The sequence below is a fragment of the Candidatus Methylomirabilota bacterium genome (assembly GCA_028870115.1).
GTDB lineage: Bacteria > Methylomirabilota > Methylomirabilia > Methylomirabilales > Methylomirabilaceae > Methylomirabilis.
In genome coordinates this window covers 1-19368 of sequence record JAGWQH010000039.1, presented here as the reverse complement: position 1 = coordinate 19368, position 19368 = coordinate 1, and the positions used below count along the sequence as shown (strand labels likewise).

Sequence of the window (19368 nt, the reverse complement as noted above, 5' to 3'; positions counted from 1 at the left end):
TGCCGAGTTGGACGGAGACGGGCCTATGCTCAGGCCTGTCGAACCACGCATGGAGCATGTTGGCAACATTGCCCTTCGACTGGCTGAGGGCAAGCGGTAAATATAGCGGAGATCCTGCAGGTCACTCCTTCCGCGATGGAGACCCTTTGCAATGAAACCACTCTTGGTCTTCCAGCACATCGGGTGTGAGACTCCTGGCATCTTCCTTGACCTACTGCAGGCGCAGCAACGTCCCGTGGAGACGGTGAGGCTGTACGACGGCGACCGGGTGCCGGACGACCTGTTGCCGTTTTCCGGGCTCCTGGTCATGGGCGGGCCAATGAGTGTGAACGACGAAGCGGATTACCCGTGGTTAAGGACAGAGGATCGGCTCCTGAAAGAGGCGATGGAACTCGATTTCCCCACATTGGGTATCTGCCTCGGGTCACAACTCATTGCCAAAGCGGCCGGCGGAACGATCCGCCGGGGGCCGCGCAAGGAGATCGGCTGGTACCCGGTTCACCTCACTATGGCGGCGCGGCATGATCGGCTATTCGGCGGGTTTCCAGAGTCGATTGAGGTGTTCGAGTGGCATGGCGAGTATTTCGACACACCGCCCGGGGCAGTCAACCTTGCCAGATCAACGCTCTATGAGTGCCAGGCCTTCTCGATCGGCCGCCACGTCTATGGCCTGCTATTTCACCTCGAGGTCACTGCATCGATGGTCTCTGAGTGGGTGAGGACTTTCACGCAGGAGCTCGATGGAGTCAAGGACTATATCCGGCCTGGTGCGATCCTTGAGCAGCTTCCAGCCAGGATCGACGAGCTCAATCGGTGGGCCCGGATCCTCTTCGCACGCTTCTACGAAAACCTGCGCTAGACGAAACCGTAGGGGCGAAACATATTTCGCCCCTACTTGAGGCGGACCACAGTCGCTCCCCATCCCCCGGCCTCGGTTGGGGCATCGGCAAAGGATAGAACATCGGGATGGTTCATCAGGAGCCGACGGACAATCGCCCGCTGCGTGCCTGTGCCCTTCCCGTGAATCAGCCGCACTTGCGACATTCCGGCCTGATGGCACTGCCACAGATACTCCTCGACGACCGAAGCGATCTCCTTCGGCGCAAAAGTGTGCAGATCGAGGACATCCTCGACGGGAAGTTTCACCGGCTCTTCGAACGGCTCCTCCGGCGCAGCGCTCACGGCATCACCCTGGCCCGTTGTTTCCCGAGTCAGCGTTAGATAGTTCCTCGACTGCCGACTGAATGGTCTCAGGAGTGCCAATCGTGTGAGTCCGGGTTAGGGATGACCGCAGATTACCCTTGGAGGGTGTGCAACTGTTCGAGCGATGCGCTGTCTTCGCCGTCGAGGTTCAGGGCCGCCATGAACTCGCCGATGGACAGGTCGCTCATTCCCAGCCGCTTGTAGGCAAGTCCCAGGTGGAAGTGGGAGGAGGCATCCTCAGGATTCTCGGACACCACCAGTGAAAATTCTCGGATTGCGTCATGCCACTGCCGTTTTCGTTCATAGATGATGCCAAGATGGTAATGTACAATGATATGCGAGGGGTCCGCTTCCAACACCTTGCCGAAACTCTGTATGGCCAAGTCCAACTTACCCAGATGGAAATAGGATCTGGCCATCCGGTAGTAGGCCCACGGGTTGGCCGGATCCAGCGCCAAGACCTTCTTGGCGGCTTCGATGGCGGCGTGAAACATACACCGCCTGTAATACCAGAGGCTGAGTTGGAACTGAGCCTCGAGATGCTTGGGATCCAGGATGATCACCCGTTGCATCTCGGCAATCGCCTCTTTCACCCGCCTCGCCCGGAGATACTGCAGCGCAAGCTGATACCGCGCCTGGACATTCTCAGGGTCGAGATCAACGGCCTTACGATACGCCTCAAGGGTTTTCGGGACTGTCTCGTCTTGCATCGGGGTCTCCCCCCACCCACGGGAGCAGCCAAGCAACTATAGTGTTATCTTATTATCCTACCGCCGGGCTGAAGCGGGAGTCAAGATGCTTAAAAACAGCCATCGGCTAATAGCTGACAGCTTATAGCTGCTCTTCCAGAGGCAGGCTCTCGATCCGTGTCAGATGTACCCGCGTAGGATAGGGTATCTCGATCCCCTCCTTTTCGAAGGTCGCTTTAATCCGCCTTCTGAACTCCCGAGCCACCTCCCATTGTCGCTGAGGGAGCGTCTTGACCAGCACCTTGATGATGACTTGAGACTCGCCGAACGACTCAATGCCGAGAACTTCCGGCGGCTCGAGGATCAGCGGGCCCATCCGTTCATCCCTTGCCAGCTCCTGACCGGTCCGTTGCAGCACCTCGATGACCCAGTCAATATTCTCGTCGTAGGCGACGCCGATATCTAGTGCCACCCGTGACCACTCCTTCGTCAGGTTCGAGACGACCTTGAGTTCGCTATTGGGGATAAAGTGTACCGCGCCGCTGCTGAAATCTCGCAGGATGGTTGCCCGCAAACTGAGCCGCTCCACCGAACCGCTGATCTCGCCCGTCTTAATGACGTCGCCTACCGCAAACTGCCCCTCGAGGATAATGAAGAAGCCGGCGATGACATCCTTGATCAGACTCTGCGCGCCGAAGCCGACGGCCAGCCCCACCACACCCGCGCCGGCAATGATGGGCGTGATGTCCAACCCGAATTCCCGAAGTCCCATCATCGTGGCGATGATCACGATCACTGTCGTCCCGACGGTCTTGACGATGCCGGCGAGCGTCAGGGCGCGCTTCTCGCGCTCACTGGCCTGGTCGGTCCCTTCTTCCGTTACGGCTCGGACGACCTGATCCGAGGCCAGCTTAAGGAGGCGAACCAGTGCCAGGCTCCCTGTGATAATAATCACCAGGCGCACGCCGCCCGTCCGCAGCCAATGGAGGAACTCTTCAGGTGCTCCCGCGTTCATCACGTCAACGTTACCTCCACCTGACCTTCCCACATATCACCAGGATCAAGGCAGAGATCCCAGGTCGGCATGGCCGCCACCCCCTGCACTGTCCGTTCATACCCATCCTCCGATTGCGAGACGGTCGCTACCAGATGGCTGTACAGCGCTGCAGGATGGTCGAGTTCGACGCGAAGCCGTGGACTTGGCTCCTGAGTAGTGGACACGGTAAAGCGCTCGACCTCGGCTGCGCACGCTGGATTGTCGAGTGAGACGCGCTGGTCGCCCAGCGTGATGAGCGATTGGCCGAAGGCGAGGCCCGGCAGGAAGAAGTTCAGTTCCACTCCGAAGCGGATGTGTAGGCGATCGCCCCCCCGATTCGTGATGCGATAGCGAACGGTAAGGCACCGATCATTTGTAAAGATATACTTCTTTCGTAGGAGGAGCGGATGGTGAAGTCCTTTGTCGGTCCGAACTCTCCCAGATCGGTCGAGGACGACGCCGGCCGAGGTCTGCTGCCAATCCCAGGTCCCGTCGACGAAATCGCCGCATTCGTCTAGGCAGCCAGAGATCCAGGACGACAGTGGATCGGGATCAGTAAAAAAGTGATCAAGGAACGCGGCGCGTTCCCATTGATCGTAGCAGAGGGCAGTCACAAGATCGGCCGGCGCCGCCCGATGCAGGTCGTGAATCCCAGGAACCCCCTCGTGCGGTTGCCCTTCGGGTTGCGCGGCCGCGCGCCGGATGGCATCATGATAGAGCTCAGGGCGGCGCGTGAGCGTATTGAGGAGATTGATCTCTCCGGCGAAGTCGGTCCATTCCACCAACCGACCGCCGCGGTGCGGCTGAATCTGGGCCGAGAAGCGGCTACTCGAGACCCAGACCTCCGGCGCCCCGTCGCAATCGAGATCGGACACTTCCACCTTGAACTTCTGGCGGCGGCGGATGCAAGCCTCGGCACGCGCCAGATGTCGCCAGATCTCATGTCGCAGATGGGGCAGGTACAGGCCCCCGAATATCCCATGCCAGTAGCTGTCGTTACATTGAGCCGCAAGGAGTTCGTGCTTCGCCTGTTTAGCGCCGCGCCCTACCGGGAGCAGTCGGCCAAGCGCCAGACCCTTCTTGTGGGCCCGATTCGCCTCAGGATACCGGACCAGGAAATGCTTCCAATGTCCTCCGCGCAGATGCGGCATGAACCGATCGGCATCGGGGCCGAGGCGGCTCTTCAGTTCCTCAAACCGACGCCCTCCATTCGGTCCGAGCGACCATTCCTCCATCTCGACGTATGAGCAGGTCGGAAGGTAGCATAGGCCGGCGGGACGAACGCCCTCCAACGCTTCGCTCACCGTCTGCGATACGAGCCAATCGCCTGCACTTTCAAGCAGGTCCAGAAACCCCTTCAGCCATCCGTCCCTGTAGACCCACTGTGCAGTCCCAGGCCAGCCGCCAAACTTCTCGCCATCGTCAGCCGCGATGGCCAGCCGCCCGCCTATCCGTGCGATCCAGCGCAGGTGCGCCTTAATCTCGTCCGGCTGGCGAAACGGGATCAGGTATCGGAGCGTCTTATCGATCGGGAAGACCGCGAGTGACTGACCTTCTGCTTCGGTGAGGTAATAGTCGTGCAGTCGCTCGGCCTCAAATCCCGACGTGAGAAAGGCGCGGTCATCCATCAAGACATAGGCGACGCCCGCCTCTACAAGGGAGGGGATGATCGCGCTGTCCCAGATCCGCTCCGTCAGCCACAGGCCGCGCGATCGAACACCGAAACGGGACAGAAGACGCTCGCTCATCAGCGTGATCTGGGCGATTCGGTCCTCGTGCGGGATGGCGGCCAGGATCGGCTCGTATAACCCTCCCGACAGGAGCTCCAGTCGGTCGTGCTGGACCAGCTCGCCGATAAGATCGATGTAATCCGGGGCTCGGCGCTCCAGCCACAGCAACAGCGGACCGCTCAGGTGCAGGGTGAATTTGAGCGCTGGTCTAGTGCGGATGGCCTCGAGGAGGGGTCGGTAGGCCCTGTCCGTCAGCGCCTGGATCACTTCATCAAAATTGCCTAGAGGCTGATGGTTGTGCAGGACAAACAGAAAACGGAGCTTGTCCTGAACGCTGTCGAAAGTCTGCTCAGCAGGTCTATCCGCCATATTCCGACGCTCCGTAAGCGGGAGGCGATCGCCGTCCCCTCAGAGTTCTCATGTTGGACCCGGGGTGGTTGCGGGCTTGAGGATCAACCCGGCCAATGGAGGAAGAGTGAGGAGCAGTGAAAACGGCTGTCCATGATCCGGGATCGGCTCTGCCGTAACGCCGCCGCCATTCCCGAGATTACTGCCACCGTAGATCGCGGCATCCGAGTTCAGTAGCTCCACATAGTAGCCACCGGTCGGTACACCGATGCGATAGCCGTATCTGGGCACGGGGGTAAAGTTGCAGACCACGATCATGAAGTCTTCCGGATTCCTGGCGTGCCGCAGGAAAGAGACGATGCTCCCCTGCCAGTCATGGCAGTCGATCCACTCGAATCCGCGCAGATCGAAATCGACCTCGTGCAGAGCCGGTTGCGCCCGGTAAAGCCGATTCAGGTCCTGTACGAGCCTCTGTACCCCTTTGTGATGGGGACCTTCCGTGAGGAGATGCCAGTCCAAGCCCTGGTCGTGATTCCACTCGCGCCATTGGCCGAACTCTCCTCCCATGAACAGAAGCTTCTTCCCCGGTTGCCCATACATATAGACATAGAAGCCGCGCAGGTTCGCGAACTTCTGCCAGATATCGCCCGACATCTTTCCAAGCAGTGAGCCTTTCCCATGCACCACCTCATCGTGGGAAAGGGGCAGGATAAAGTTTTCGCTGAAGGCATAGAGCAGACCGAAGGTCAGGTTGTTATGGTGATAGCTTCGATGAATCGGATCGAGTGCCATATACCCGAGCATGTCATGCATCCACCCCATGTTCCACTTCAACCCGAAGCCAAGTCCGCCCATGTAGGTCGGGCGCGAGACTTGGGGCCATGCGGTCGATTCCTCCGCAATCGTCATCACGCCGGGATGGTGCTCGTAGATCAGTTCATTGAGGCGCCTGAGGAAGGCGACCGCCTCCAGATTCTCGTTGCCGCCATGGATGTTGGGGATCCACTCGCCAGGCTTGCGGGAGTAGTCCAGATAGAGCATCGAGGCGACCGCATCCACCCGCAGACCATCCAGATGATAGCGTTCAAGCCAGAAGAGCGCATTGCTCAGCAGGAAGTTGTCCACTTCCTTTCGGCCGTAATTGAAGATGAGCGTACCCCACTCGCGATGTTCACCCCTGCGGGGATCTTCATGCTCATAAAGGTAGGTCCCGTCGAAGTAAACCAACCCATGCGGGTCGCGGGGAAAATGGGATGGGACCCAGTCAAGGATTACGCCAATCCCGCACTGGTGCAAATGATCGACGAAGTACATGAAATCTGCCGGCGTTCCATATCGGCAGGTTGGCGCGAAGTAGCCGATAGTTTGGTACCCCCACGAGCCGTAAAATGGGTGCTCCGTGATCGGGAGCAGTTCGACGTGGGTGTATCCCATCTCGGTCAGGTAATCGGCAAGCTGGTGCGCCAGCTCCCGATACGTGAGAAAATCTTTCCCCTCCTCACGCGGCCGCATCCAGGAGCCCAGATGTACCTCGTAGATCGCTACCGGTCGCTCAAGCCCGTTGTAATGCTCTCGCGCTTCCATCCACGATGCATCCCCCCACCGGTAGGCATCAATGTTGAACACACGCGAGGCGGTTCGGGGTGATGGCTCGAAGGCAAAGGCGAATGGGTCGGCTTTGAGGGCGAGCGGCTCGCCGGATTGCGACTTGATCTCGAATTTGTACAGCGCGCCCTCTGTGAGACCCGGGATGAAGAGATCCCATATGCCGTTTCCGGGATGGTGTCGCATCGGATGACGCCGGCCGTCCCAGCGATTGAAGTCTCCGACGACGCTGACTCTTTTGGCATTGGGGGCCCAGACCGCAAAGCACACCCCGGGCACACCACCCAGGGTCATCAGGTGGGCCCCCAACTTTTCATAGTTTCTGAAATGGCTGCCCTCACCCATCAGGTATAGGTCATAGTCGCTCAAGGTCGAGGGAAAACGGTAAGGGTCCTCGATCTCGCACCCTTCTCCCTGCCGGTCTACGACACGCAGTCGATACGGAAAGAGGCCGTCCCGCGTCGGAACGATAACCTCGAAGAGACCATCCGGGTGCGCCAGCTCCATGGGCCGGTCCTCGCTCACACCATCAGCATGAACGACCGTCGCCTCCCGGGCATCCGGGAGGAAGGCGCGCACGGCGACGCACGGCTCTGAGGCGACATGTACCTCATGCGGGCCCAGCACGGCGAACGAATCGCCATGCTCACCCTGGACAATCGCCTCGATCGTCTCAGCAGTAAGAGTAGACGGCATTTATGAACTCTCCGACAATCTTGCACATCGTGGTCCCAAAGATAACACCATCCTTACCTTCAGTTCAATCGCTGTCGCCCGTCCTGTTGCCTCTTCTCCACTAATCGACCACGATCCCGAGCGTCTCGCCGAGGGAGACGAAATGGCTCACCCATTCCTGGACCTCAGAGTCGCCCTGGTCGCGCTTATCGCGAAGCGCGGGATAGACCCCACTGGAGCAGTTCATAATAGACGTTCTGGGCCTCCCACAGATCCACCTCGAAGGGCAGAGCGTGCGTCAGAGCCACCATTGCCTCGAGCCGCTGGAGAAGGGGGGTCTCGGCAGGCTGTACCCGAAACCCCTCGGCCAGCCGCTGAATCGTCTGCTTGAGCGTATACCAGAGACCGAAGATGTCAAGCTCGACTCGCCACATCCTGGCATCCTCTAACAGGGCTTGGATGCGGCCGCGATCAGGCGCCTCTTCCTGGAAGCCCCGGCGGAGATCAGTGTTCAGAACAACCTCTGCAGCCGCATGGAAGACCTTGGGCAACGGGATGCCGAGCGTACTCCGAAAATGCATCAGCGGGGCATGGTGCTCGTAGAGCTGGTGATAGACGGTCTCGACCTCGGCCATGGTCGATTCCAGGATGAGGTTGAAGACCTTTCGCTGCTCGTCGCGAAAGAGCGGCTTGAGAGAGTAGGTGGACGCTCCAGTCTTGTCCAAAATAGGTTTCGAAGGCTGCGTCCTCCAAGGTACCATAGGGGGTACATGTTCACCCAAACAGTCACCCCCAACCAAGGAGGACTCAACCATGAAGGTCTGTAGCATGTTCAGCCAAATCCTGCAACTCTTTCCGCGAGTCGAGTTCGAATAATTAGTCCGCGCAACGGGGGCCGAGCGGCATGCCAAGGGCTTTAGCAGTTGGGGCCAGTTCGTCGCCATGCTCTTCTGCCAACTCGGCCGCGCCCATTCCCTGCGAGAAATCTGCCAGGGCCTGCAGACCTGCGAGGGTGCGAGGGCAAGCTCGTCCATCTGGGGATCGTGGCGCCGAAGCGTTCCTCCCTCGCCTATGCCAATGCACACCGGCCCTGGGAGCTCTTCCAGCAACTCTTCTTCTGTCTCCTGGAGCGCTGTCGTGCGACGGGGCCGTTCGGCAAGCGGTTCCGATTCAAGAATCGGCTGGTCAGCATGGATTCCACCGTGATCGATCTCTGTGTATCCCTCTTCGACTGGGCCAAATTCCGTCGCACGAAAGGAGCGATCAAGCTACACCTGGTGCTCGACCATGACGGGTATTTGCCCGCCTTTGGTGTCATTACCGACGGGGTCGCCGCCATCCATAAAGACAGCTGGCAGATCGAGCTCTTCTTCAAGCCGGGACCTGTGGAGTTGGGTGCATGATCCCTTGGGGACCCTGCGTCAGCCCGAACAGCCGATCCCCCAACAAGGCTTTGTCTTTGCGTAATCAGTGTCATCATTCATAAAAGGGAAAAAAGGCAACTCTCGTAACGACAGCCACCTTTTTCGCCAGTTTTGTGTCGACTCAACCCTTTGTGGCGGACTGAGCGGTAAGCTTCCCGTCGGCCCCAGTGTAACTGACTGTTACCCTCCAGTCGGCCAGAGGAACACATGGTGGCACACTGGTAGCTTCCCGTCACCTTCGCTGAAAACGACCGCTACCTTGGCGCCTGGCTTAAGGTCAGCCATGGCATGTACAGCGCTCTCCATCACGCTGAACGTTATCTCATGCCCCTGAGCATTTATCACTAGCGTCTTCGTGGATGGGTTTGCCGAGACTACCTCGCCGGTGATCAAATGCGTAGCAAACGCCACTCCAGTAAAGGACACAACTGCCAGGATGGCGACAAGGGCTACTGCCATTTGTCTCCGCATGGAAGGTCACCTCCCTTCATATTGAGTATGAGTCGCAAACTCTGTGCCCACTTCTGGAGGCTCACCGCTCAGTGTGATCAACTTCAGTTATCCCACATCCCCTCTATTAAATATTATAATATGCCATGGCGGTCTCATACGTCGAGTGCCGTCTGTCCGGACCAAAGGAATTTCGGACGGCTGAGAAAAGAAGAAGAGGCGGCCCTCGGGGCGAGAGCCGCCTCTTTATACCCATTTCACGTCGGCTCAGTCCGTCACGAAGGACTGAGCGTAAAGATTTCCGTTAGTCTCGGTGTAATTCACTGTCACCTTGTCGCCTGGTTTCACATTAGCCAGTGCCCGTGCAGCGTTCTCTGCGTCACCGAAAGTCGTTTCCTGCTCTTCCAGGAATCCGGTGAACAGGTACCCAACCAACCTTCCAGCCTTCTCCGCCACCCGGAAAGTTATCTCCTTTCCGTGAGCATTGATCACCAGGATCTCCGCAGAGGGTTCCACCCAGACCACCTCACCGGTGATTATCTTCGCTGTAGCAAAGGCTAAACCGATGGAGAACGCAAGGGCCGCCAGGAAGGCCAGTTGGGCACCCTTTGAGGAGATACAATACTGGCTATATTGTCATGCTTACAGTGTTGACACCATCTCCTTCTTCCTGTATGTTCTTCTTGCGGGGGTTTCGCGACCTGGCTGTTCAGCCGGAGCGCTATCGGATGACGATGTCTGGGGAGACTCGTGAGATGGGGGAGGAAGGGATGCAGAAGATGAAGATGCAGGTCGTATTTCCGCGGGACCTCCTCAGAGAAGTGGATCAGGTGGTCTCACGACGGAAACGGAGCGAGTTTATCGTGGAGGCGACTCGAAAGGAGCTGAGGCGACAGCGTCTGGAACAAGCCATGGAAAAAGCGGCCGGGGCCTGGAGCGATGAAGGCCACCCGGAGCTTTCTACCTTGAAAGAGGTGCACCGGTGGCTTGCGCAGCTCAGGGCAGAGACGGGTCGCCGGATGGAGCATCTGCATGGCTGAGGCGCTCCTTGATGCCGATGTCATTATTTGGTTCCTGCGAGGGGACAAGGCGACCGCAGAACTGATCAGGAAGTTCCAGTTGGAGGGGCTTCCCGGGTGTTCTGTGATCACGCGCTTTGAGATCAAGGCTGGCATGCGTCCGTCAGAACAGCAAGTCACGGAAGCGTTTTTGGACTCTCTGACCGACTACCCGGTCACGGCAGAGATTGCGGATCAGGCGGCGGAATATTATCGAGCATTACGGGCCAGAGGAAAAATGGTTGATCTGCCGGATCTTATCGTTGCCGCCACAGCCAAGGCCTATCGCCTGGTGGTTGTGACATACAATGCGGAGCATTTCTCAGTACCTGATCTTACCTTGTACCCTCTTTCGGCTCCGACGGGAAAACCTCGCAGGAGCTGACAGCAGATGGCACAGCCACCGACGATGACAACGTTGGATACCGGGGCGCCAGGTCTGGAGGGCCTGAACGCGGCTCAGCAGGCGGCGGTCACGCACGGCGACGGCCCGCTGCTCGTCATTGCCGGCGCCGGGACGGGGAAGACCACGGTCATCGCCCGTCGAATCGCCCACCTGATCAACAGCAAGCAAGCCCGGCCGGAACAGATCCTCGCCCTGACCTTTACCGAGAAGGCGGCAGCGGAGATGGAGCGGCGCGTGGACCTGCTGGTCCCGTACGGGTTTACCGATACCTGGATCTCTACCTTTCACGCCTTTGGAGACCGCGTGCTCCGGGAGCACGCGTTGGAGATCGGATTGAGCCCGGACTTCCGCCTACTCACAGAGGCGGAGCAGGTCATCTTCTTTCAGGAGCATCTGTTCGAACTCCCCCTCGACTATTTCCGGCCGCTTGGCAACCCGCTGCGGCATGTTCAGGCCCTGCTGAAACTGTTCAGTCGGGCCAAGGATGAGGATGTCGGTCCCGAGCAGTACGCGAGTTACGCAGTGGAGCTGGCGAGTCGAGCGGCGGCTTCTCCCGATGATACGGCGCTGGCCGAGCAAGCGACCCGTGAGACGGAGATCGCCGGGACCTACCGGCAGTATCAGGAATTGATGGCCCGGGAGGGGAAGTTGGATTTTGGCGACCTGATGACGCAGACACTCAACCTGCTTCGGAAGCACCCGCTCGCGCTCCAACAGTTGCAGCAACGGTTCCGGTACATCCTGGTCGATGAGTTCCAGGACACCAACTATGCCCAGTTTCAGATCGTGAAGCTCCTGGCGGCCTTTCATCGGAATATAACGGTGGTGGGAGATGACGACCAGTCGATCTTCAAGTTTCGAGGGGCTTCAATCAGTAACATCCTCGGCTTCCGCCGGGAGTTTCCGGAGACGGAGACGGTTGTCCTTGTGGAGAACTATCGCTCGACACCTGGTATTCTTGACACCGCATACCGTCTGATCCAGCACAACAATCCGGATCGCCTGGAGTATCAGGAAGGTGTAGACAAGCGCCTCAAGCCCTGCAACGATGATGGCCCGGCTGTCGAGAGCATGGTCTTTCAGACCTATCAGGAGGAGGCCGACTGGATAGCCGGGAAGATCAACGAGCTGGTCGAGGCGAACGCGTGCGCGCTCAGCAGCATCGCCATTCTGGTTCGAAGAAACAGCGATGCCGACCCGTTCCTGCGGGCGCTGAACATGAAGGGGATTCCGTGGAATTTCAGCGGCGCCAGGGGCCTGTACGACCGCGAGGAGATACGGCTGGCGATCTCATTTCTCCGGCTGCTGGCCGACCCTCACGATTCCCTCAGCCTCTTTCATCTGGCCGGCTCCGATATTTATGGGATACCGGCGGCGGATCTGACCCTCTGTAACGCCCACGCGCATCGGAAGCATCGCAGCCTCTATGAGGTACTGCTCGATCTGACAAGACAACCAGACGCTCTACCCGAGCTGTCCGGTGTTTCGTCTGAGGGGATCGCGGCCGCTACAGCCCTCTTGGACGACCTGTACCGCTATCTCGGCAAAGCAGCCAGAGAAGTAACCGGCCGCATTCTGTATGAGTTTCTGATGGACCAACCGGGCTACGCCAAGCGACTGCTTCAATCCAACTCTCCCCGCGATCATCAACAGGTCGGGAATCTGGCCGCATTCTTCGGACTGGTTCAGCGGTTTGGGGAGGCGGCGCCCCAGGACCGCGTAGCCGGTTTCGTTCCGTATCTGACGATGCTGATCGAGGCAGGACAAGACCCGCCTGTCGCCGAAGCAGAACCAGTGGAAGGAACGGTTGCCGTCCTCACGCTCCACAAGGCCAAGGGGCTCGAGTTTGAGGCGGTGTTTCTCGCGGGCTTGGTCGAGAAGCGGTTCCCCTCGGTCGATCGGAAGGATGCGATCCAGCTCCCCGATGAGCTGATCAAGGAAACGCTGCCGTCCGGCGACTTTCATCTACAAGAGGAACGACGCCTGTTCTACGTCGGGATAACCCGCGCCAAGCGATACCTTTTTCTTACGCGGGCGAAGGATTACGGGACCAAGCGGGAGTGGAAACGTAGCCGGTTTCTGGCGGAAACACTGGCGCTGCCGAAAGAGGATGAGGAGCGCCCCTGGCGAGGGACGCCCGAGGCGGCCATCGGTCGAGGCGCGCCGCCTCCCCAGATCGACATCGACCCCGTGGGCCGCGCCGACGCGCCACTCAACCTCTCCCACTACCAGATCGATGACTACCTGACCTGCCCCCTGAAATACAAATACGTCCATATCCTGCGGGTACCGGTGCTCAGGGAGCATACGATCGTCTATGGCGCTGCACTGCATCGGGCTGTTCAGGCATATAATAATCGCCGGCTTCAGGAGCAGACGATATCGCTTGAAAACCTGATCGAAACCTTCGAAGCCCACTGGGTCAATGAGGGCTTCATCTCCCGGGAGCATGAAGAGGCGCGGCTACAGGAGGGCAGAGACGCCCTCACCCGATTCCATGCCTTTGCCGGGGTAAGGCAACCGCCGACGGCTGTCGAGAAACGGTTCCGGTTTGAGGTCGGCAACGATATCGTCACCGGTTTTTTGGATCGTGTGGACGAGCGCGAAGGGGAGTTGGTGATCATCGATTATAAGTCGTCGTCGGTCCGGGACCAGAAAGCCGCAGATAAAGAGGCGCGGGAGAGCCAGCAACTCTCCCTGTATGCGCTGGCCTACCGGGAGTCCGCCGGCCGGGTGCCGGACCGGGTAGAGCTGCACTTTCTGACCCCTGGCGGTGTGATCATTGGGCAGGCGGTCAAAAAGGAAAAAGATCTCGAGCAGGCGGCCCAGCGGGTTCGGGAGGCTGCAACCGGGATCCGGACAGGCCTCTTTCAGGCGACGCCGGGTCAGTGGATCTGCAGCTTCTGCGCCTTCAGGACCATCTGTCCCGCTACCGTATGGATCGGGGAGCGCCAGGGATGAGGATCGGTATCGATCTCGATGATGTTCTGGCTGATTCACTGCCGCATTACCTGCAGGCCTTTAATGAACGCTTCGGTGTCGAGGTCGAGCTTGCGGACGCGGCCTGGCGAATCGCCGACCGGTTTCCCCATATCCCACGGCAGGAAGCCGATGACTTTTTTACGGAACTGATCGAGGACGGCTTCTTCTCATCCCGTCCCCTCTTTCCCGGCGCCAAGGAGGCGGTGGAAGCGTTAGCCGGCGTCGGCCATGATCTGTACATCATCACCGGCCGGACTCCGCGAGACGAGCGGATCACGATGGACTGGCTGACGCGCGTGGGCGTACGGTCTTACTTCGAGGCGGTCGTGCACAGGACGCGCGACCCGGTGGAACGCCACAAAACGGATGTCGCATCAGGATTGGCGCTCGGTCTTTTCATCGAGGATGAGCTTGCAGTGGCCCTCGCCGTAGCGGACACGACCATCCCGGTCCTGCTGTTCGACCACCCGTGGAATCAGGGTCCGCTTCCTGACAACGTGCGTCGAATCGGGTCATGGCATGAGGCGCTGACGCGGATTGCCGACCTGAACGGTAATGGGGAGCATCGATAGCTCGCCATCCGCTTGCCTCTCATGTTCTACTATGGTAGCGTACATTTATCGATAAATGGATCGAGCGTTGAGCCCCGCACGATGGAGCGCACTTCGATCATCGGTGGAAGGGAGACTGGGTGGCTCGAGCAGAGGGTGATATGGACGGCAGCACAGGTGACGCGACGAGCACGATTGGTCCGCTCCTGCAGGGAGCCAGGACGGCAAAGGGCCTCACAATCGAAGCGGCTGCGGCCGGCAGCAAGGTTCCCCTCTCCTTCGTTCGCCTGATGGAGCAGGAGCAGTTCCACCTTGTTCCAGATTCTCTATACCTCACTCGATTTCTGACGGAATACGCCGCCTTTCTTGGCCTTGATCCCAAGCAGCTCTTGGCGCAGTTGAAGGAGCAGGTGAACGCGGCCAGGGTGAGCGGGCTGTCGCATCCGATATCATCAATAGGAATAGGCTCGCAGATCGATCTCCGTCGCCTACTCGTCTACTTGGTGCCCGCCGCCGTTGCGATCCCCCTGATCTTCATCGGACTCTCGCTCCTCTCCGGGCGATCGCCAGTGCCGCCGCTAGAGTCTCAGCAGACGGCCGTACCAACCCCGGAGGCCGGCACCGCAACACCACCGGGTCCCCACGCTACCGCTATGGGCTCGGGGCAGCCAGAAGGGGTGAGCCCGGCCAGCCCACCCACTGGCCCTCCGGTAAGGGCGCCTGAGAGCCCGCCTTCCCGCTATGCGCTAAAGGCTGAGGCGAAACAGACGACCTGGCTTGGGGTTTCGGCGGACGGGGCGCCTCGAAGAGGGGTCTTGTTGTATCCGGGCGAGACTTCACAGTGGTTGGCGAACAATGGATTTGTGGTCACCATCGGTAACTCCGAAGGGGTGGCGCTTTCGCTGAATGGCAGGCCGATTTCGTTGAAGGGGGAGCGGGGTCGGGTGATCAGGAACCTTGTCCTACCTGGGGACGGCGGATCGCCTATCGCGGGGCAGTAAGGTGGGGATCGGGACGAATCCAGGCATCGCCCACGATAGTGGAGATTTCGTCAGTCGGCGTTTGAAGATCGGGATCGTCCTGAATCTCTTGTTTGCCCTGGCCGAGTTGGTAGCAGGCCTGACTGCTGGGAGTCTCGCCCTCGTAGGCGATGCGTGGCATAACTTTAGCGACGTCATCGGACTGGCCATTTCATGGATTGCGCTTCGGCAGGTGGAGCGTCCAGCCAACGAACGAAAGACCTTCGGCTATCATCGGGCCAGTATCCTGGCCGCCCTCGGCAATGGGATCTCGCTGATCGGCATCACCCTGTGGCTGTTCTATGTGGCCATCAATCGGCTGGGATCCCCGGTTGTGCCGCAGGCACCCGTCATGATGGCGGTAGCAGGAATCGGATTTCTGATAAATATGGGGGTCGCCCTGTCGCTTCGGCGAGGGACCCGGGATCTCAACATCCGAAGCGCCTTTCTGCACCTGCTGAGCGACGGGTTCGTGTCGCTTGGCGTTGTGGCGGCTGGGGTTATCATACTGTTCAGCGGCTGGAGCCTGATTGATCCGCTCCTGAGTTGTGTAATCGGGCTGTTGGTTCTGGCCGGCTGCTGGGATATCGTGGCAGAGACAGTGAATGTGTTGATGGAGGGCGTTCCGCGCGGGATCCAGATGGATCGCCTCTTACGAGCTGTACGTAGCTTCCCGGAGGTCAAGGATGTGCATGACCTGCATGTCTGGAGCCTCAGCTCTCATGTCTATGCCATGAGTTGCCACGTCCAGGTGGCTGATCTCCAGACCAGCCAGGGCAATCGGCTGCTCGACCGGATCAGCCATATGCTGAAGGAGCGCTTTGGCATTGCTCACACCACCTTCCAACTTGAAGCCGAGGCGTGTACGCTTGAGCAGACCTGTGCCCTTAATTCGAAGGAACCTGCAAACGTTCTTCAGTCCCGTTAAGGCAGGTTCGCTCACTTTTTTGGAAGGGTATCAGCCCATGAAGGAGATTCCGTCGTTGTGACGGGCCATCTGCCGGCCGGCATCAGGGCGTTTGCTGTAACGACTCGTCCACCCAAGCAAGGTAGTCGGCGGACCCGGCGAGAATGGGTAGCGCGACCACTTCCGGCACAGAGTAGGAGTGCAACCCTTTTACAATCTCAATGATCGAAGAGAGGAGATCGCGTCGGCTTTTTACCAACATGAGTACCTCCTCTTGACGTTCGACCGCCCCCTGCCACCAAAAGAGAGAGTACACCCCAGCCGAAATGTTGACACAGGCTGCCAGCCGCGATTCGACCAGCGCCTTGCCAATCACCTCAGCCTCCTGCCTGGAGCTTGCTGTAATGAGGACGACAATATGGGTAGGTGTCGACTCCATTTCCCTTCCTCCGGCTGAGAACGTATCCCGATCATTCCGCCTTAATATTCAATAGATTATCGCAACACTAACTCATGCGGTACGGTGAGTCAAGGAGTTTTCCAACTAGGCCGGCTCAGAAAAGGTCGGTACATATCTAAAATAATTCTTTCAATAATACTTGACAGCGATGGACTAATGTTATAACTTGCCGTGTGAGATGAGAATCGTTGCGAGAATAGTGAGAAGTAAATTTAATCTTTGTTAAATTGGCAATAACAATTTCTTATCAGGAGGACAAGAAGTGCCAAAAGTTCTCGGTATCGACCTCGGAACCACCAATTCAGTAATGGCCATTATGGAGGCTGGAGATCCGGTAGTTGTCCCCAATGCCGAGGGCGGTCGATTGACCCCGTCGGTTGTGGCATTCTCGAAAGAGGGGGAGCGACTGGTAGGTCAGGTCGCCAAGCGGCAGGCAACCACCAATCCCGAAAATACGATCTTTTCAATCAAACGCTTCATGGGTCGCCGCCATGATGAGGTTAGCCAGGAAATCAAGCTGGTGCCGTACAAGGTAGCTCGAGCCGGTAATGGCGATGCCTGGGTTGAGGTAAGAGGGAAGGGCTATTCTCCACCGGAGATCTCCGCCATGATCCTCCAGAAGATGAAGACGGATGCCGAGGCCTATCTCGGGGAGAAGATCACGCAGGCGGTGATCACGGTTCCCGCCTATTTTAACGACTCGCAGCGCCAGGCCACCAAGGACGCCGGCAAGATCGCCGGCCTCGAGGTGCTTCGAATCGTGAATGAGCCGACGGCGGCGTCGCTGGCCTACGGCCTGGACAAGAAAAAGGACGAAAAGATCGCCGTTTACGACTTGGGGGGCGGGACATTCGACATTTCGATCCTCGAGTTGGGCGAAGGCGTCTTTGAAGTCAAATCCACCAACGGCGATACCCACCTGGGAGGCGACGACTTCGATGAGCGGATCATCTCGTGGCTGGTGGAAGAGTTCAAAAAGGACCAGGGGATCGACCTGCGGAAGGACCGAATGGCGCTTCAGCGGCTGAAAGAGGCTGGGGAAAAGGCCAAATGTGAGCTGAGCACGGTGCTGGAGACCGAGATCAACCTTCCATTCATCACGGCCGACGCCTCCGGCCCGAAGCACCTGAGCATCAAGCTCACGAGGGCGAAGCTCGAGCAATTGGTCGAGGACCTGATCCAACGGTCCGTCGGGCCCTGCCGGCAGGCCCTAAAGGACGCCGGTCTCGATCCTCGCGACATCGATGAGGTCGTGCTTGTTGGCGGCCAGACCCGAATGCCGAAGGTCCAGCAACTTGTGCGGGAGCTCTTTGAGAAGGAGCCGCATAAGGGGGTCAATCCCGATGAGGTGGTCGCGGTCGGCGCAGCTATTCAGGCCGGCGTGTTGGTGGGCGACGTCAAAGACGTGGTCCTCCTGGATGTGACGCCGCTTTCCCTCGGAATTGAGACCTTGGGCGGGGTCATGACTCGGCTGATCGAGCGGAACACCACCATCCCGACCCGTAAGAGCGAACTCTTCACGACGGCGGCCGATAGCCAGACCAGCGTAGAGATCCATGTCCTGCAGGGGGAGCGGCAACTGGCCAGGGACAGCCGGACGCTGGGTCGTTTCCACCTGGTGGGGATCCCGCCGGCGCCGCGCGGCATTCCGCAAATCGAGGTAGCCTTCGACATCGACGCTAATGGAATCCTCAACGTTGCCGCCAAGGACCTTGCCACCAGCAAGGAGCAGAAGATTACAATCACTGCCAGCTCCGGACTCACCAAAGATGAGATCGAGCGAATGGTCAAAGAGTCCGACCGGTGCGCCGAGGAAGATAAGAAGCGGCGCGAGGAGATCGAGGTCCGGAACCAGCTCGACAGTCTGTGCTACCAGACAGAGAAGATGCTGAGCGAGAATCGCGAAAAACTCCCGATCTCCGAGTTGGGCACGCTGGAAACCGCCATCAACGCGGCCAAGGATGCCCTGAAGGGCGAAGAGGTGGGAAAGCAACGCGAGGCGCTTGATCAGTTGACCAAAGCCTCCCACCGACTTGCTGAGCTGCTCTATCAGCAGGCTCAGAGCAAGCAGCAGACTGCCCCTGGTGGACAGGCTCAGAGTGAGCCATCCCAGGGAGCACCGGAAGGCGGGGTGGTCGATGCCGAGTTCGAGGACCTTGGCGGTAAAAGCGATAAGAAATGACAGCAGGAAGGGAGGTGACGCAGATGGCGATCGTTCGATGGGATCCATTCCGCGACGTCATGACGCTTCAGGAACGGATGAATCGCCTGTTCGATCAGGCGCTGTCCCGGACCCGTACGGATGATGAGGAGGGGCTCACGACCTCCATGTGGTCGCCCGCCGTGGATATCTTCGAGACCCCTGACAGTATCGTCATGAAGGCGGAGCTGCCCGGGGTGAGCCGGGACCACATTGACATCCAAGTGCGGGACAATACCCTGACGCTGAAAGGCGAGCGGAAGTTCGAGCGTGAGGTCAAAGAGGAAAATTACCTCAGGATCGAACGCTCATACGGGGCGTTTCAGCGCGCCTTCAACCTGCCCACCGTCGTCCAGCAGGACAAGATCAAGGCAGTGTTCAAGGACGGCGTGCTGGAAGTCACCATGCCGAAAGCGGAAGAGGCTAAACCCAAGCAAGTGAAAATCGACGTGAAGTAATAGGGCGTGAAAGGTAACTACAGGGTAGATAGCAACTGTCTTGGTTGTCAAGAGCTACGCGCAATATTTATGGTCCACGGGGTCTGATGTTTGAGCATCGCATTCAGAATGGTCAGCAGCTTCCGCATACAGGCGGTCAAGGCGACCTTCTTCGCTTTCCCGGCTGC

The 19368-nt window shown here is 58.8% G+C and carries 19 protein-coding genes and 1 pseudogene; 10 read left to right on the top strand and 10 right to left on the bottom strand.

Annotated elements, in window-relative coordinates; translation table 11 throughout:
- Window positions 1-151: 151 nt before the first annotated feature.
- Window positions 152-859: a type 1 glutamine amidotransferase gene (locus KGL31_04125; GenBank protein MDE2321089.1), complete on the top strand. Its 708-nt coding sequence runs from the start codon at window positions 152-154 to the stop codon at window positions 857-859.
- Window positions 860-891: 32 nt separating this feature from the next.
- Here KGL31_04125 and KGL31_04120 read toward each other — a convergent pair whose 3' ends face one another.
- The 6 genes from KGL31_04120 to KGL31_04095 all read right to left on the bottom strand — a co-directional run bounded on the left by KGL31_04120 (window position 892) and on the right by KGL31_04095 (window position 8011).
- The gene (locus tag KGL31_04120; GenBank protein ID MDE2321088.1) at window positions 892-1182 is read right to left on the bottom strand and encodes a Smr/MutS family protein; all 291 of its coding nucleotides are present in this window, start codon (window positions 1180-1182) and stop codon (window positions 892-894) included.
- Between the two features lie 113 nt (window positions 1183-1295).
- Window positions 1296-1913, bottom strand: a complete 618-nt coding sequence (locus KGL31_04115; GenBank protein MDE2321087.1) for a tetratricopeptide repeat protein — start codon at window positions 1911-1913, stop codon at window positions 1296-1298.
- 121 nt (window positions 1914-2034) lie between these two features.
- Window positions 2035-2907 carry a mechanosensitive ion channel family protein gene (locus tag KGL31_04110; protein MDE2321086.1) on the bottom strand — a complete coding sequence of 291 codons (873 nt, stop codon included), beginning with the start codon at window positions 2905-2907 and terminating at the stop codon, window positions 2035-2037.
- Window positions 2907-5027, bottom strand: a complete 2121-nt coding sequence (locus KGL31_04105) for a DUF1926 domain-containing protein (GenBank protein MDE2321085.1) — start codon at window positions 5025-5027, stop codon at window positions 2907-2909. Before KGL31_04105 ends, KGL31_04110 begins: the two co-directional genes overlap by 1 nt.
- Window positions 5028-5075: 48 nt before the next feature.
- Window positions 5076-7307 carry a 1,4-alpha-glucan branching protein GlgB gene (gene glgB, locus KGL31_04100; GenBank protein ID MDE2321084.1) on the bottom strand — a complete coding sequence of 744 codons (2232 nt, stop codon included), beginning with the start codon at window positions 7305-7307 and terminating at the stop codon, window positions 5076-5078.
- 185 nt (window positions 7308-7492) lie between these two features.
- Window positions 7493-8011 carry a hypothetical protein gene (locus tag KGL31_04095; protein MDE2321083.1) on the bottom strand — a complete coding sequence of 173 codons (519 nt, stop codon included), beginning with the start codon at window positions 8009-8011 and terminating at the stop codon, window positions 7493-7495.
- A 154-nt stretch (window positions 8012-8165) separates the two neighbouring features.
- Here KGL31_04095 and KGL31_04090 point away from each other — a divergent pair.
- Window positions 8166-8492 (top strand): annotated as a pseudogene (locus tag KGL31_04090) (DUF4372 domain-containing protein).
- 398 nt (window positions 8493-8890) lie between these two features.
- Here KGL31_04090 and KGL31_04085 read toward each other — a convergent pair.
- Window positions 8891-9169, bottom strand: coding sequence for a hypothetical protein (locus tag KGL31_04085; protein ID MDE2321082.1), 279 nt, complete (start codon window positions 9167-9169; stop codon window positions 8891-8893).
- Between the two features lie 258 nt (window positions 9170-9427).
- Window positions 9428-9676 (bottom strand): hypothetical protein, encoded by a 249-nt coding sequence (locus tag KGL31_04080; GenBank protein ID MDE2321081.1) that lies wholly within the window; start codon window positions 9674-9676, stop codon window positions 9428-9430.
- Window positions 9677-9888: 212 nt separating this feature from the next.
- Here KGL31_04080 and KGL31_04075 point away from each other — a divergent pair, with 212 nt between their 5' ends.
- The 6 genes from KGL31_04075 (at window position 9889) to KGL31_04050 (ending at window position 16104) form a co-directional block, all read left to right on the top strand.
- On the top strand, window positions 9889-10200 hold the full coding sequence (locus tag KGL31_04075) for a hypothetical protein (GenBank protein MDE2321080.1): 312 nt from the start codon (window positions 9889-9891) through the stop codon (window positions 10198-10200).
- Window positions 10193-10603 carry a type II toxin-antitoxin system VapC family toxin gene (locus tag KGL31_04070; GenBank protein ID MDE2321079.1) on the top strand — a complete coding sequence of 137 codons (411 nt, stop codon included), beginning with the start codon at window positions 10193-10195 and terminating at the stop codon, window positions 10601-10603. The genes KGL31_04075 and KGL31_04070 overlap by 8 nt, the downstream gene beginning before the upstream one ends.
- Window positions 10604-10609: 6 nt before the next feature.
- A complete protein-coding gene (locus KGL31_04065; protein ID MDE2321078.1) occupies window positions 10610-13585 on the top strand; it encodes an ATP-dependent helicase in 2976 nt (991 codons plus the stop codon).
- A complete protein-coding gene (locus KGL31_04060; GenBank protein MDE2321077.1) occupies window positions 13582-14178 on the top strand; it encodes a hypothetical protein in 597 nt (198 codons plus the stop codon). The genes KGL31_04065 and KGL31_04060 overlap by 4 nt, the downstream gene beginning before the upstream one ends.
- A gap of 119 nt (window positions 14179-14297) precedes the next feature.
- Entirely contained in the window at window positions 14298-15158 is an 861-nt protein-coding gene (locus KGL31_04055; GenBank protein ID MDE2321076.1) for a DUF4115 domain-containing protein, read from the top strand.
- Complete coding sequence (locus KGL31_04050; protein ID MDE2321075.1) at window positions 15115-16104, top strand: cation transporter; 990 nt, start codon at window positions 15115-15117, stop codon at window positions 16102-16104. Before KGL31_04055 ends, KGL31_04050 begins: the two co-directional genes overlap by 44 nt.
- A gap of 82 nt (window positions 16105-16186) precedes the next feature.
- On the opposite strand, the gene KGL31_04045 is transcribed toward KGL31_04050, so the two are convergent.
- Window positions 16187-16522 (bottom strand): divalent-cation tolerance protein CutA, encoded by a 336-nt coding sequence (locus KGL31_04045; GenBank protein MDE2321074.1) that lies wholly within the window; start codon window positions 16520-16522, stop codon window positions 16187-16189.
- 283 nt (window positions 16523-16805) lie between these two features.
- Between KGL31_04045 and dnaK the strand changes: the two genes are divergently transcribed.
- Together dnaK and KGL31_04035 are read left to right on the top strand one after the other, a co-directional pair.
- Complete coding sequence (gene dnaK, locus KGL31_04040) at window positions 16806-18725, top strand: molecular chaperone DnaK (protein MDE2321073.1); 1920 nt, start codon at window positions 16806-16808, stop codon at window positions 18723-18725.
- 23 nt (window positions 18726-18748) lie between these two features.
- Window positions 18749-19201 (top strand): Hsp20/alpha crystallin family protein, encoded by a 453-nt coding sequence (locus KGL31_04035; GenBank protein ID MDE2321072.1) that lies wholly within the window; start codon window positions 18749-18751, stop codon window positions 19199-19201.
- Between the two features lie 47 nt (window positions 19202-19248).
- Here KGL31_04035 and KGL31_04030 read toward each other — a convergent pair.
- On the bottom strand, window positions 19249-19368 hold a 120-nt coding region (locus KGL31_04030), incomplete at its 5' end, for an IS110 family transposase (GenBank protein MDE2321071.1).

Coding starts and splice junctions, on each gene's coding strand:
- KGL31_04110 (MDE2321086.1), bottom strand. CDS start 2,907: ATGAACGCGGGAGCACCTGAAGAGTTCCTCCATTGGCTGCGGACGGGC.
- KGL31_04115 (MDE2321087.1), bottom strand. CDS start 1,913: ATGCAAGACGAGACAGTCCCGAAAACCCTTGAGGCGTATCGTAAGGCC.
- KGL31_04060 (MDE2321077.1), top strand. CDS start 13,582: ATGAGGATCGGTATCGATCTCGATGATGTTCTGGCTGATTCACTGCCG.
- KGL31_04075 (MDE2321080.1), top strand. CDS start 9,889: ATGACGATGTCTGGGGAGACTCGTGAGATGGGGGAGGAAGGGATGCAG.
- KGL31_04085 (MDE2321082.1), bottom strand. CDS start 9,169: ATGGCAGTAGCCCTTGTCGCCATCCTGGCAGTTGTGTCCTTTACTGGA.
- KGL31_04070 (MDE2321079.1), top strand. CDS start 10,193: ATGGCTGAGGCGCTCCTTGATGCCGATGTCATTATTTGGTTCCTGCGA.
- glgB (MDE2321084.1), bottom strand. CDS start 7,307: ATGCCGTCTACTCTTACTGCTGAGACGATCGAGGCGATTGTCCAGGGT.
- KGL31_04035 (MDE2321072.1), top strand. CDS start 18,749: ATGGCGATCGTTCGATGGGATCCATTCCGCGACGTCATGACGCTTCAG.
- KGL31_04045 (MDE2321074.1), bottom strand. CDS start 16,522: ATGGAGTCGACACCTACCCATATTGTCGTCCTCATTACAGCAAGCTCC.
- KGL31_04065 (MDE2321078.1), top strand. CDS start 10,610: ATGGCACAGCCACCGACGATGACAACGTTGGATACCGGGGCGCCAGGT.
- KGL31_04105 (MDE2321085.1), bottom strand. CDS start 5,027: ATGGCGGATAGACCTGCTGAGCAGACTTTCGACAGCGTTCAGGACAAG.
- KGL31_04125 (MDE2321089.1), top strand. CDS start 152: ATGAAACCACTCTTGGTCTTCCAGCACATCGGGTGTGAGACTCCTGGC.